This is a genomic window from Lysobacter xanthus (assembly GCF_047159895.1).
On record NZ_BAAGAB020000030.1, the window covers coordinates 18892 to 31785 of the forward strand.

Here is a 12894-nt window from a genome sequence, read left to right on the forward strand (position 1 = left end):
GCCCACGGACAGGGGCGCGGATTGTCGCATGCCCGGCGCGGGGCTCAGTCCGCGCGCCAGAGGTCCGGCAACCCGCTCGTCACCCACCAGGTCTTGGCCTGCGGATCCCACCGCCACGTCTCGCGATAGCGCACGGTGCGCTCGGCGAGCGTGTTGCGGTTGACCACGCCGATGTCGACGTCGCGGACGGCCTTCCCGGCCTTGAAGTCCACGCTCGCGCCCAGGTCGCGGTAGCCCGAGATCTGCACGAGCTTGTAGCGCGCGACCTCCAGCGAGCTCGGCGTCTGCGTCGCCCGCAGTTCGGGGTCGAGCAGGTTCACCGCACCTTCGAAGTCGCCCCAGCGGATCGCGGCGCTCCAGGCGTCCTGCGCGACGGGCAGCGCGCGCTGCGCGGGGCCGGCGACGGCGAGGCCGGCGAACAGCAGCAGGCCGAGCACGACGGCCGGCACGAGGTGGCGGAACAAGCGACGCATGGCGATCTCCCCTGGACCGGCCGATCCTACGGGCCGGACGGCGACCGTGCCCAGCGGACGCCGTCGCGGATCGCGAAGCCGGGGGCCGCCGTTCAGGCGGCGGGCGGCCGCACGATCGCGGCGAAGCGCGCCTCGAACGTGGTGGCCGGCGTGCCGTCGGCGCAGGCGACACGCGCGACGAGCTCGATGCGCGCGCGTCCCTTGGCCCGCAGCGTCGACACGAACGTCGACCACTGCGCGCCGTCGGCGAGCAGCGCTTCGGCGACGAGGTCGTCGTACAGCGGCGCGAGGTAGCGGATGTGGCTGTCGGCGACGTAGATGTCGCAGTCGAGCCCCGCGGCATGCACCTCGAGCCAGACGCGGCCCCAGCAGGCCAGCGTCATCAGCGAGGCGAGCGAGCCGCCGAAGGCGCAGCCCTTGTCGTTGACGTTCGCCGCGAGCGGCGCGGACAGGCGCAGGCGCTCGCCGTCGAAGGCATCGATCGACACTTGCAGCGCACGCACGGGCGGCATGCCCTGGTAGTGCGCATCGAGATGCGCGAGCGCGTCGGTGCTCATGGCTGCACCGGCCGGTATGCGAAGCTGCGCGGCATGCACGACTCCCTGTCGACGGGCCCGCGATGGTACGTGATCTCGCTGCGACCGCGCGGTCAACACCAGCGGCTGCGCGACGTCGCGCGGCATGCGGGCCATCGGCTCGTCGCGCTGTCGCCGCTGCGCATCGTCGTCCACGACGATGCGGCTGCACGCGCGGCGCTGAGTGAGGCGCTGGCCGCGGACATCACCGTGTTCACCAGCCCCAACGCGGTCGCGGCGGCGCGTGCGCTCGCGCCGCTGTCGACGCGTGGACGGGCCGTCGCGATCGGCGATGGCACCGCGCGTGCGCTGCGTCGCGCAGGCGTGGCCGACGTGCTCGCGCCCACCCGCATGGACAGCGAAGGCGTGCTCGACCTGCCGCTCCTCGCCGAGGTCCGCGGCCTGCGCATCGGCCTGGTGACCGCGCCGGGTGGGCGCGATCGGCTCGCGCCGTCGCTCGTCGCGCGCGGCGCGCGGGTGCTGCGCGCCGACGTGTACGCACGCGAAGCCTGCGGCCTGCCGCGCGCGGGGCTGCGGGCCCTGCGCGGCGCCGATGGGTCTCTCGCCCTGGCGCTCACCAGCGGTGAAGCGCTCGACCTGGCGGTGAGCCAGCTCGAACCGGCGGACCTCGCGCGGCTGCGCCAGTCGCGCGTACTGGCGGCGAGCGACCGGCTCGCCGAGCATGCGCGCCGGCTCGGCTTCGCCGACGTCGTACGGGCGGACGGGCCGCGTCCGGCGCAACTTGTCGCCGCGCTGAACCGCCCGGCGGACTGAAGCGGCTTTTCACGGGCCGTCCCCGCGGCGTGCGGACACTCGGCGTATCGCCGCTTGCCCGAGATCGCCATGTCCCTGCTCCGCAGCCTGTTGCTCTGGACCGTCGTCGTGCTGGCCGTCGCCCTCGCCGCGCAGATCCTGCTGCCCGAGCCGGGCCTCGTGCTCGCCCGCTTCCGGGGCGTCGACTACGCCACCACCATTCCGCGTGCGCTCGCCATCGGGCTCGCCGCCTTCGCCGGCCTGTGGCTGCTCACGCGCCTGCTGACCGCGCCCGCGGTGGCGCTGCGACGCCGCCGCGAACGCGCCGCACGCACGCGACTGACCGGCGCGCTCGAAGACCTGCACCTCGGCCGCTGGGATCGCGCCGAGCGCACGCTCGCGACGTACGACGATCCGGACGCGCTGGCAATCTCCCGCGTGCATGCCGCGCGTGCCGCCGCCGCGCGGGGCGAGCCGGGCGTCGCCCAGCAGCATCTCGACGGACTGGCCGGTTCGCATCCCGCGCTGCGCGCGATCGGGCTCGCGGAACTCGCGCTCGGCCATGGCCGTCCCGCGGACGCGCTCGCCGCGCTCGACATCCCCAACGCGCAGCCGCTGCCGCCGCGCGGCCTCGCGATGCGTGCGCAGGCACTTGCCGACCTCGGACGCCACGACGAGGCCTATGGAATGCTCGGCGCGCTGCGCAAGAACCACGCGGTGCCGGAGGCCGACCTGCCGCGACTCGAATCGCGCTGGGCGCGCGGCGCGCTGCTGTCCGCGCAGGACGGCAATGCACTCGCCTCGCGTTGGGACGGCCTGTCCGCGCCGCTGCGCCAGGACCCGGCGATCGTCGGCGCCTACGCCGAGCGGGCGGCCGCCCTGCATTGGGACGATGCGGCGGCGAAGGCGATCGAACAATCGCTGGATTCGCACTGGGACGATTCGCTCGCGGCGATGTACGGCCGCCTGTCGATCGGCCGCCTCGACGAGCGCGCCTCGCGCATCGATCGCTGGCTGGCCGCGCATCCGGGCAGCCCGGGCCTGCTCGTGAGCCGCGCGCGCCTGCAGTACGCGCACGGCGACTGGGTCGGCGCCGAAGCCACGTTGCGTCAGGCGATCGACCGCGGGGCGGGCACCGAGGCCTGGGAACTGCTGGGCCAGGGCTATGCCGCCGAAGGCGACGAAGGGCGCGCGCGGCTGGCCTATGCCAACGCACTGCGCAGCACGCGTGGCGACGGCCTCGTCGACATGCCCGCGGCGATGCAGGCACGCGGCGCGATGCATGAGACGCCGATCCAGACGCGCCTGCAGTAAACGGTTTGTGGGAGCACGCCGGCACCGCCCTCGCGCGGTGTCGGCGTTCGTGCGTCAGCGGCGCCGACGCCAGGCGCGCAGTGCGAGGGCGGCGAGCGCCGTGACCAGCAGCAGCGGCCACAGCGCGACCAGCGCGACGAGGACATCGAGCATCGCGCGCCCGCCGTCGGCGATCGCATGGCCGAGCCGCGTGCCGAGCCCGGGACGCTCGTTGCGCAGGATCGCCTCGACGTCCGGGCGCTCGGCGCGTCGCACGCGCTCGGGCTGGCGCAGGGTGAGGTCGAGCGTGGCGAACTCCACGCGGTCCTCGAACCCGCGCTGCTCGACGGCCGCCTCGTCGCGCTCGGCCTGCTGCTGCGCGCGGCGATCGATGATGTCTGCCTGGTCGGCCGCCTTGCCGCCGCTCACCGCGCCCAGCGCGGCCTGTGCACGGTCGTGGCGCAGGCGCGCCAGCTCGCGCCGCAGCAGGTCGAACTGCGCATCGACGGCCTCGAAGTGGCGGCGGTCGAGGAAGTCGAGCTCCGGCGCGATCGCGCGCAGGAAGGCCTGCGCGCGGTCGCTCGGCACGCGCACCTGCAGGCGGCCTTCGACGACGTAGGTGCTGAGCTCGACGAGGCGTCCGTCGCCGAGCGATCGACGCTCGACGCGGCCCGTCGACGTCGACAGGGCGTTGAGCGTGACGAAGCCGCCGAAGCGCGCGGCGAAATCCTCGATGTGCGTCGCCGCGCGCTGCACGTCGCGCACGTGGCCGTCGACCTGGGCGGTGCGGATGAAGCGGCGTGTGCCGGCGTCCTGCGTCAGCGTCGCCGAACCCATCGCATCGGCCGTGACGCCGGGGCCGGTGACCGTGGCGGATGCGTCGACGGATGCATCGGCGACGTTGGCGGTGCCCGCGGCCTTCTGCAGCGCGGGGGCCTCGGGTGGCGGCGCCGCGGCAGGCGCCGCCGCGACGGCCGTGCGCTCCTCGGCCACCGAGTCCGTGCCCGCGTTCGCGGTGGGCTGCCCGCGGCTGCAGGCGGCGAGCGACAGGGCCACGGCGAGCGCGGCGGCGAGCGGTGCGGGACGGATCATTCGGGGGCTCCAGGAGGACAGGCCCCCTCTCCAACGCCCCGCCCCGCGTGGCGGGGTTACGCCCGGTGCATCAGCGCTCGAGGATCGCGACCACGCCCATGCCGCCGGCGGTGCAGATCGAGATCAGGCAGCGTCCGCCGCCGCGCTGGACGAGTTCCTTCGCGGCGGTGGCGACGATGCGCGCGCCGGTCGCGGCGAACGGATGGCCCGTCGCCAGCGACGAGCCGTTCGGGTTCATCTTCGCCGGATCGATCGAACCCATCGCCCGTGCCAGGCCGAGGCGCTCGCGGCAGTACGTCTCGCTCTCCCACGCGCGCAGCGTGCACAGCACCTGCGCCGCGAACGCCTCGTGGATCTCGTAGAAGTCGAAATCCTGCAGCGACAGGTTGTTGCGCGCGAGCATCTCCGCGACCGCCACGGTCGGCGCCATCAGCAGGCCTTCGCCGGCGACGAAATCCACCGCCGCGACATGCACGTCGCGCAACCACGCGAGCGGCTCGAGTCCGCGCGCCGCGGCCCATTCGCCGCTCGACAGCAGGCAGGCGGACGCACCGTCGGTCAGCGGCGTCGAGTTGCCGGCGGTGAGCGTGCCGCGGCCGCTGGTGCGATCGAACGCGGGCTTCAGCGTCGAGAGCTTCTGCAGCGTGGTGTCGGCGCGCAGGATGTTGTCGCGCGACACGCCGCGGAACGGCACCACGAGATCGTCGAAGAAGCCGCGCTCGTACGCGGCCGCGAGCTTCTGGTGCGAGGCGTAGGCGAGTTCGTCCTGCGCCTCGCGCGGGATCGCCCATTCCTTCGCCATGTCCTCGCAGTGCTGGCCCATCGACTTGCCCGTGCGCGGCTCGGCGACGCCCGGGAAGTCGGGCTTGAGCTCGCCGAAGCCGAAGCCGCCGAACGCGCGCAGGCGGTCCATCGGCGTCTTCGCGGCATTCGCCTTGAGCACGCGCCGGCGCAGCTTCTGCCCGTAGACGATCGGCACGTCGGACGTGGTGTCCGAGCCGCCGCCGACGCCCGCGTCGATCTGCCCGAGCGCGATCTTGTTCGCGATGTGCGAGATGGTGTCGAGCGACGTGCCGCACGCCCGCTGCAGAGTGATGCCCGGCGTGAGCGGCGACAGGCCCGACGACAGCGCGGCCTCGCGGCCGAGGTTCCAGTCGGAGGAATGCTTGATCACCGCGCCCATCGCGACCTCGCCGAGCTGCACGCCCTGCAGGCCGAACTTCTCGACGAGCGCGCCCAGCGTGCGCACCGACAGGCCGAGGTTGCCGACGTCGGAATAGGCGGTGTTCTGGCGGCAGAAGGGAATGCGGACACCGCCGAGCACGGCGACGGGGCGGAACTGGCGCATGGCGACCTCGTGGACTCGACGACGCGGCCCGCGCAGGGGCCGCCGGTATGATGCGGCGAGTGTAGTGCACCAAACGCCGGCGTACTGATGACCACCTCCCCCGATTCCGCTGCCGCCGTCCACGTGCTGGGCGCGCTCGCGCTCGAGCTGTCCGGCGCGACGCCGCAGCGCGACCGCCTCGCGCAGGCCGAGGCCGGCGAACTCGCCGCGCTGGTCGCGGCCGACCTGGCGACGTTCGCGCCGGGCGCCGCCGCGCTCGAGCTGGTGACGGTGGCCGCGCATTACGACCCGGTCGAGCTGCTCCGTCCGGGCTGGCCGCTGCATCGCGAACTGGACGGCCTCGCCGCGCGCGCGCCGGGCAGCGGCCGCGCGCGCGTCATCGCCTTCGGCGCGCACGACGGCCAGTTGCCCGGCGACCTCACACCGAATTCTGACTACGCGGGCGGCCCGCTGCGGCTGATGCCGTTCGTGCTTGGCGGCGATCCGTTGCAGGTCGGGCCGGTGGGCGACCTCTTCGAACGCGAGCTGCTCGAGCGCGGCATGGCCGGTGCGGCCACCGCGCTCGCGGCGCAGTCGATGTTCGGCCTGCAGGTCGAGCATGCGCGCTACCTCACCGTGCACGACCTCGCGGCGATGACGTCGCTGCAGTACGAACACGCCGGCCTCGCGCCGCTGTGGCCGGTGCTGGAGACCGCGCTGCTCGCGCCCGAGGGTGAGGCCTGGCTCGACGCGCCGCCGGAGCCGTTGGTGCGCTACGCCGAAGGCGAGGCGCGCATCGCGCTGTTCTCGCCGCAGGCGTGGCAACAGCGCTACGCGGGCGGGCTCGACTGCGAGTCCGATGCGCAGCGCCAACGCGCGGCGCGCCTGCACGAGCAGTTCGAGGCGCGCCAGCGCCAGCTCGCCGCGGTGCTGCAGGCGCACGGCGTGCTGGTGAACTTCGTGCATTGCGACCGCGACGTGGACGCCACCGCCTGCCTCGGCTGATCAGCGTCAGCGCGGGCACCTGGGCAAGGCGTGTAAACCTTCGGCTCGCATCGGATGGCCCGTTGCACACGTTGCCACGCAAGCTCTCTTTCCCGTCGCCTGCCGCGTCGGTCCATCCTTGACGCCGGGTCGGTCGCCGCGAGACCAGCGCCGGCTCAGTGGGAGGCCGCGGCCGGGCGTTGCGGCAGCAGCGCGACGCACAGCGCGATTGCTATCAGCAGCACGATCGAGCCCGTGTAGCGGCTCAGCTCGAGCCCGCCTTGCGCGTGCGACTTGTCCAGGAAGTCGCCCACCACCGCCCCGAGCGGCCGAGTGAGAACGAACGCAGACCAGAACAGAGCGGTGCGCGAGAGCGCGGTCGTGAAACGTAGCGCCGCAACGATCGCGAGGAGCCCGCCGAAGATCGCCATGCCGCCGACGTAGCCGAGGCCCCGGGTATCGGCAACCCAATCGCCGAGCGCGGTGCCCAGCGTTTGCGACAACGTGATGGTGAGCCAATAGAACAGTTCGGCGCGCGGGGTCCGCACGCTCGCTACGGCGATCGTGCCGGTCGCGCGGCGCCAGGCGAGGAGCGAGGCCAGAAGCAGGCCGAGCAGGAGCATCGAGCCGCCCCTGTAGCCGATGCCGAGCGCGCGGGTGACGAAATCCGCGAGCGTGGTGCCCACCGTGGTGCTGGCGACGATGGTCGCCCAGTAGAGCCACGGCCGGAAACTGCGCGCGCGGATCTGCAGAGCGAGAACGGCCGCGAAGATCGTCGCGAAGATCACAGTACCGACGAGGTAGCCCGAGATGCCAGAGGCCCGGGCGTCGGGCGTGGTCTCCCCCAGCCACGACATCGTGACCGCGTCACCCCCGACCTCGCCGAGCGTGGTGGCGAGGATCTTGATGATCCAGAAGCCAAGCGTGATGGCAGGAACCTTGGCCATGGTCCCACGCGGGTCGTGGTCGCGCATCGTGTCCACTGGGGCACCTGCAGCGGGCGGTCGTTGACCGGCGGGACGGCGCCCCGCGACACCGAATACCACGGGCACCGTCGCACCGCCACAACGCGAACGGCCGCCCGGAGGCGGCCGTCGGGTCACACGCGTCGACCGGTCAGATCAGGCCGAGCGCGAGCTTGCTCAGGAACATGACGAGGCCCGCGCCCGCGGCCACCATCGCGAGCAGCAGCGGGCTGCGCACCGGATTGATGCCCGCGGCCTGCGCGAGGCCGCCGATGAAGACCGGCATCAGCGCATCGGTGGCTTCCCACATGTCGCGGCCGCTCGACTTGAACGCGAGCGCGAGTCCGCCGGTCAGGGCGACGCTGAAGAGCAGCGCGGTCAGGCCATCCTTGAACGTGATCTTGCGCAGCGTGGCGCCCATAACCTGCATGACACGGAACTCCTGATGGAGGCGCGGCCGTCGGCGGGCGCGCTCGGTGGATTCGGAAACGTCGCGAACGCGCGCTTCGATATCGCTATCGGCCGCGCAGGACGGACTTGAAGGGTAATTGCGTCACGCGCTTTTCACATGAATGCGCGCTGCGGCGGCGGCAGTACGTGACGGCGTCCGCAGTCGAACGTGTGAAGGCGGCCGCGTGCTGCGGCGAAGCGGCCGTATGAGGCTCAGTCGCGTGTCGGTACGGCCGCTTCGAGGATGCGATAGCCCGCGTCGTGCATGCCGAGCGCGGCGTAGGTCGCCTGCGCATTCGCATTGTCGCGCTCGACGTACAGGCGCAGCCCGAGCACGTCCGCGCGCTGCGCGGCGAGTGCATGCACGTGCGCGTACAGCGCACGGAAGACGCCATGGCGCCGGTGCGCGGGGGCCACGTAGACGCTCTGGATCCACCACCAGTGCCCGCAGCGCCAGTCGCTCCACTCGGTGGTCGTCATGAGCATGCCGACCGGTTCGGCGATCACTTCGTCGCCCGACACCGGAACTTCGTTCACGGCGACGAAGTAACGCGCCTTCGACGGATCGGCGATGCCTTCGGTCACACCTGCAAGCACAGTGTCCGCATCGAGTTCGAGATGCTCGGTCTCGCGCGCCATCGTGCGCGCCCAGTCGGCGAGGCGCGCGGCGTCGCCGGGACGCGCCTCGCGCACGCGCAGCGTGCCCGGCATCCTCAGCGCCCTGCCCGCACGACGCCGCAGGCGATGCGCGCGCCCGAATTGCCCGCCGGCTGCGACGCGTAGTCGTCGGCCTGTGCATGCACGACGAGCGCGCGGCCGACGATGTTCGTCGCGCCCGGCCCACCGAGCGTCAGGCCCATCACGTGCGCATCGACGCGCGCCACGCCGTTCGCCCCGGCGGTGATGTTCGGAAGGTCGCCGGCATGGTGTGCGCCCGCGTCGGGGCGTCCGTGGGGTGCACCCGCCGGGTTGAAATGACCGCCCGCGCTGCTCGCGTCCGCCGCGCCGCAGTTGCCGACCTCGTGCACGTGCAGGCCGTGCGTGCTGTTGGGCGCCAGCCCGCCGAGCTCGCCGGTGACGTGCACGCCGCCGCCCATGGCCATCGCCGTGAGCCGGCCGCTGACGAGCGACCCGGACGCCGGGCCGAGCGCGATCGTAGCGGCGTCGATGGGGGGCGAGGACACGCCGACCGGCGTCGCTGGCGTGCCCGAAGGCGGCACGGGGACCACCGGCGCGGTCGCCGAACAGGCGGTGAGCGCAAGGGCGAGAGCCGGGATCAGGACGCGGGACGGGGTCTTCATGGCGGTCTCCGGTGGGGAATCGGAAGTCTGCGGCGTCGGCATTCGCGGGCGGTGAACGTCAGGGTGCGCGACGTGGGCGGCCGGGGCCGAGCTTGCGGGTGAGCGTATTGCGGCCGAGCCCGAGCAGGCCCGCGGCTTCGCCGCGTCGGCCGCCCGTGCGTTCGAGTGCGACGTCGAGCAGCACGCGGTCGAGGCGTTCGCGCGCGGCCTCGTGCACGCCCGCCTCGCCCCGCGCGAGCGCATCGCGCGCCCACGCCGCCAGCGCGTCGGTCCAGTCCGCAGCGACCGGCACGGCGGCGGTACCCAGCGCGGCGTCGACCTCGTTGCGCCCGATGCGCTCGGTGGGCGCGAGCGCGGCCAGTCGCCAGCTGACGTTCTCCAGCTCGCGCACGTTGCCGGGCCAGCCGTGCGCCTGCAGGCGCTCGATCGCGCCGCGGTCCAGGCGCTTGGCGCGCGCGCCGAGACGCGACGCGGCCTGCGCGAGGAAATGCGCGGCGAGCAGCGGCACGTCGTCGCGTCGCTCGCGCAGGGGCGGCAGGCGCAGGCGCACGACGTCGAGGCGATGCAGCAGGTCGGCGCGGAACTGGCCGCTCGCGACGCGCGCATCGAGATCCTGGTGCGTCGCCGCGACCACGCGCACGTCCACGCGCACCAGTTCGCGCCCGCCGACGCGGAAGAACTCGCCTTCCTGCAGCACGCGCAGCAGGCGGGTCTGCAGCGCGGCCGGCATGTCGCCGATCTCGTCGAGGAACAGCGTGCCGCCGTCGGCCTGCTCGAAGCGCCCCAGGTGGCGACGCTGTGCGCCGGTGAACGCGCCGGCTTCATGGCCGAACAGTTCGGATTCGAGCAGCTCGGCGGGAATCGCGGCGGTGTTGAGCGCGACGAACGGCTTCTTCGCGCGCGGCGACTCGCGATGCAGCGCGCGCGCGACGAGTTCCTTGCCGGTGCCCGTCTCGCCGGTGACCAGCACCGACAGCGGCGCCTGCGCGAGGCGGCCGATCGCGCGGAACAGCTCGCGCATCGCCGGCGTGCTGCCGAGCAGCGACTCGGCGGTGGCCGGCAGCTCGTCGGGCGTGCTCGCCGCGGGCGTCGACGGCCCCAGCACGCGCGCGGCGAGCGCGACCGCGTCGTCGAGGTCGAACGGCTTGGAGAGGAATTCATGCGCACCGGCACGGAACGCACCGGCGGTGCTCGCGATGTCGGTGTAGGCGCTCATCACCACGACCGGCAGGTCGGCGCGTCGCGACTTGAGCGCCTCGAGCAGCGCGAGCCCGTCGCCGCCGGGCATGCGCACGTCGGTGAACAGCAACTCGGGCGCGGACGGCGAATTTTCGAACGCGGCCAGTGCGCTCGGCGCGTCGGGAAACGCCTCCACGCGCCAGCCCGCGTCGCGCAGCGCGGTCGACAGCACGAAGCGGATGGCCGCCTCGTCGTCGACGACCCAGATCAGCGACTCAGCCATCGACGGGCTCCGGCAGCGGCAGCAGCAGCGTGAACACGGTATGCCCGGAGCGCGAGCGATAACTCAGCGCACCGCGATGCTCACGTGCGACCTGCTGCGCCAGCGCGAGGCCGAGCCCGGTGCCTTCCGCGCGACCGCTGACCAGCGGCAGGAACAGGCGCTCGGCGAGCTCGGGCGGCACGCCGCGACCGTCGTCGGAAATGTCGAGGCGCAGCGCGATGGGCAGCACCTGCTCGCCGATGCGTGCGCCGTGCTCGGCGCGCGTGCGCAGCACGACCTGGGAGGCGCCGGCTTCGATCGCATTACGTGCGAGGTTCCAGACCGCCTGCACGAGCCGATCGGGATCGCCTTCGACATCGGGCAGGCTCGGGTCGTAGTCGCGCACCAGCCGCACCGCCCAACCGGCGTCGGACTCGGCGAGGCGGCGCACGCGCTCGAGCACCGCATGGAGGTTGACGGGCGAGTGCGCGCGCGGCGGCGCGGGGCTGAGCAGGCGGTCGAGCAGCGCGGCCAGCCGCCCGGTCTCGGCGTCGATGAGGGCGGTCAGCGCCTGCCCGTCGGTGTCGTCGGGATCGAGCCGTCGACCGAGCAGCTGCGCCGCGCCCTTGAGCCCCGCGAGCGGATTGCGAAGTTCGTGCGCGAGCCCGCGCAGCGCGGCGCTGAGCGCGGACGGCAGGCGGGCGGGATCGTCGTCGGAGAACTCGTCGACCGGATGCGCCTCGAGCAGCCAGCCCGCGTCGCGTCGCGTCAGCCAGGCATCGGCGAAGCGCTCGGCACCGTCGGCGAACCGCATGCCGAGCCGGCGCAGCCGCAGCGGTGCGTCGGACGGCTCGGCCGCGCGGTCGAGCACCGCGTCGAGCCCGCCGTCGCTCGCCAGCGAGGCCAGCGGCAGGCCGATGAGACGGCGCTGGCCCACGCCCAACCAGCGCGCGAAGGCGAGGTTGCAGCCGGCGACGCGCGCCTCGGCCGTCGTCCAGGCGAGCGGCGTGGTGAGCTGGTCGAGGCCGGGAGCGTCCGCGGACATTGCACCATAGTAGTGCAGCGGGGCCGCGGGTGGCCGACGCAGCACGAGGCCGCGTGCCACTCATGCTTCAGGACGGCGCGCAGGCAGGGTCCGGGTCGATGCCGCCGGTAACTCGACCGGCGTCGGTGCCGGCCGGAGGGCGCGCGACCCGACGTCGTGTCGCTGGACGACTGGAGTCTGCTGCAGGCGCGGCAGCGCCGCCGGAACGCCTAGCGCCCGCGGCGCGCCTCGGTCGCGTCCGAATCGAACGGCAGCGGCCCGCCGTAGTCGGCGAGCAGGTCGCGTCGAGCCGCGGCGTCGGCCAGCTCTTCGATGCGCGGTTCCACCAGGCTCCGCAACTCGGGCGGGGTGCGCTCGAGCAGGCGGATGCTCTGCGCCTGGAACCATTCGATGCCCGCGATGCCGCTCGCCGCCTCGACGTCGGCGCTCGGCCGGCCCACCGCCAGGGCGAGCCGCGCCAGCTCCATTTCGAGTTCGGCCCGGCTCAGGTAACCCTGCGCCGGCGGTGCCGTCCTGCTCGCCATCCTGACTGCTGCCGCTGCGGAAAACAGGGCCAGTCTAGGCAGGCGGATGTCGAGCCGACGTCACCGTCCGTGCGGCGTCCAGTGCGCCACGAGCCCAATATTCAGCCTCCGTAGGCGGGCGCCACCGACCGCGGGCGCTTCGCCCTTCGGCGTCAGGGGCGGTAGAGCCACACGGTGGCGATGCGGCCGTCGACAACCTCGTAGACGGCCAGCGCTTCGACCGGTTCGGTGCCGAGGCCGGTGATGCGCTCTTGGTCCGCGACCTTGCCGCCGACCACGGTGCGCGCGAGCAGCTCGGCGCGCAGCGTGGGCAGGTTGAAGCGCGCATCGCGATAGAACGCGCGGATCGCGTCGGCGCCGTCGAGCGTCGGCGCGGTGGCGGGCATGCGCCAGACCTTCGCGTCCGGGCGGTACGTCGCCATGAAGGCGTCGAGATCGTGCCGGTTGTAGGCGTCGAGCTGGCGCTGTACCAGCGCCGCGGGGCCATCGGCGGGCACGGCCACGGTGGCGCAACCGGTGAGTGCGAGCGTAGCGAGCCCGCCGAGCAGGCGCGGGCTCACGGCGCGAGCGGAAGGTCGATGCGGATGGCGAGGCCCGGCGCGAGCGCGTGCGCCGTGAGCTCGCCGTGGTGGGCGCGGATGATCGCGTCGGCCACGATCAGGCGCAGGCCG

15 protein-coding genes are annotated in these 12894 nt (G+C 73.4%); 3 read left to right on the forward strand and 12 right to left on the reverse strand.

The window, feature by feature from the left end:
- Positions 1 to 44: 44 nt before the first annotated feature.
- Positions 45 to 473: a hypothetical protein gene (locus tag ACY35P_RS09060; protein ID WP_462115505.1), complete on the reverse strand. Its 429-nt coding sequence runs from the start codon at positions 471 to 473 to the stop codon at positions 45 to 47.
- 92 nt (positions 474 to 565) lie between these two features.
- Positions 566 to 1030 carry a YiiD C-terminal domain-containing protein gene (locus ACY35P_RS09065; RefSeq protein WP_462115506.1) on the reverse strand — a complete coding sequence of 155 codons (465 nt, stop codon included), beginning with the start codon at positions 1028 to 1030 and terminating at the stop codon, positions 566 to 568.
- A 33-nt stretch (positions 1031 to 1063) separates the two neighbouring features.
- Between ACY35P_RS09065 and ACY35P_RS09070 the strand changes: the two genes are divergently transcribed.
- The gene (locus tag ACY35P_RS09070; RefSeq protein WP_462115507.1) at positions 1064 to 1822 is read left to right on the forward strand and encodes a uroporphyrinogen-III synthase; all 759 of its coding nucleotides are present in this window, start codon (positions 1064 to 1066) and stop codon (positions 1820 to 1822) included.
- 69 nt (positions 1823 to 1891) lie between these two features.
- Complete coding sequence (locus tag ACY35P_RS09075) at positions 1892 to 3115, forward strand: heme biosynthesis protein HemY (RefSeq protein ID WP_462115508.1); 1224 nt, start codon at positions 1892 to 1894, stop codon at positions 3113 to 3115.
- A 54-nt stretch (positions 3116 to 3169) separates the two neighbouring features.
- On the opposite strand, the gene ACY35P_RS09080 is transcribed toward ACY35P_RS09075, so the two are convergent.
- Together ACY35P_RS09080 and ACY35P_RS09085 are read right to left on the reverse strand one after the other, a co-directional pair.
- Positions 3170 to 4186 carry a DUF4349 domain-containing protein gene (locus ACY35P_RS09080; protein ID WP_462115509.1) on the reverse strand — a complete coding sequence of 339 codons (1017 nt, stop codon included), beginning with the start codon at positions 4184 to 4186 and terminating at the stop codon, positions 3170 to 3172.
- Between the two features lie 70 nt (positions 4187 to 4256).
- Entirely contained in the window at positions 4257 to 5534 is a 1278-nt protein-coding gene (locus ACY35P_RS09085; RefSeq protein WP_462115510.1) for an acetyl-CoA C-acetyltransferase, read from the reverse strand.
- An 87-nt stretch (positions 5535 to 5621) separates the two neighbouring features.
- Here ACY35P_RS09085 and ACY35P_RS09090 point away from each other — a divergent pair, with 87 nt between their 5' ends.
- Entirely contained in the window at positions 5622 to 6518 is an 897-nt protein-coding gene (locus ACY35P_RS09090) for a hypothetical protein (RefSeq protein WP_462115511.1), read from the forward strand.
- A 155-nt stretch (positions 6519 to 6673) separates the two neighbouring features.
- Here ACY35P_RS09090 and ACY35P_RS09095 read toward each other — a convergent pair whose 3' ends face one another.
- The 8 genes from ACY35P_RS09095 to ACY35P_RS09130 all read right to left on the reverse strand — a co-directional run bounded on the left by ACY35P_RS09095 (position 6674) and on the right by ACY35P_RS09130 (position 12783).
- Positions 6674 to 7471, reverse strand: coding sequence for a COG4705 family protein (locus tag ACY35P_RS09095; RefSeq protein WP_462115521.1), 798 nt, complete (start codon positions 7469 to 7471; stop codon positions 6674 to 6676).
- Positions 7472 to 7613: 142 nt separating this feature from the next.
- Positions 7614 to 7892, reverse strand: coding sequence for a hypothetical protein (locus ACY35P_RS09100; protein ID WP_462115512.1), 279 nt, complete (start codon positions 7890 to 7892; stop codon positions 7614 to 7616).
- Between the two features lie 233 nt (positions 7893 to 8125).
- The gene (locus tag ACY35P_RS09105; RefSeq protein ID WP_462115513.1) at positions 8126 to 8623 is read right to left on the reverse strand and encodes a GNAT family N-acetyltransferase; all 498 of its coding nucleotides are present in this window, start codon (positions 8621 to 8623) and stop codon (positions 8126 to 8128) included.
- 2 nt (positions 8624 to 8625) lie between these two features.
- A complete protein-coding gene (locus tag ACY35P_RS09110) occupies positions 8626 to 9213 on the reverse strand; it encodes a superoxide dismutase family protein (protein WP_462115514.1) in 588 nt (195 codons plus the stop codon).
- Positions 9214 to 9271: 58 nt separating this feature from the next.
- Positions 9272 to 10675: a nitrogen regulation protein NR(I) gene (ntrC, locus tag ACY35P_RS09115; RefSeq protein WP_462115515.1), complete on the reverse strand. Its 1404-nt coding sequence runs from the start codon at positions 10673 to 10675 to the stop codon at positions 9272 to 9274.
- On the reverse strand, positions 10668 to 11699 hold the full coding sequence (locus ACY35P_RS09120; protein ID WP_462115516.1) for a two-component system sensor histidine kinase NtrB: 1032 nt from the start codon (positions 11697 to 11699) through the stop codon (positions 10668 to 10670). The genes ntrC and ACY35P_RS09120 overlap by 8 nt, the downstream gene beginning before the upstream one ends.
- Before the next feature lie 209 nt (positions 11700 to 11908).
- Positions 11909 to 12223: a hypothetical protein gene (locus tag ACY35P_RS09125; protein WP_462115517.1), complete on the reverse strand. Its 315-nt coding sequence runs from the start codon at positions 12221 to 12223 to the stop codon at positions 11909 to 11911.
- A 152-nt stretch (positions 12224 to 12375) separates the two neighbouring features.
- The gene (locus tag ACY35P_RS09130; protein WP_462115518.1) at positions 12376 to 12783 is read right to left on the reverse strand and encodes a nuclear transport factor 2 family protein; all 408 of its coding nucleotides are present in this window, start codon (positions 12781 to 12783) and stop codon (positions 12376 to 12378) included.
- Positions 12784 to 12894: the final 111 nt, after the last annotated feature.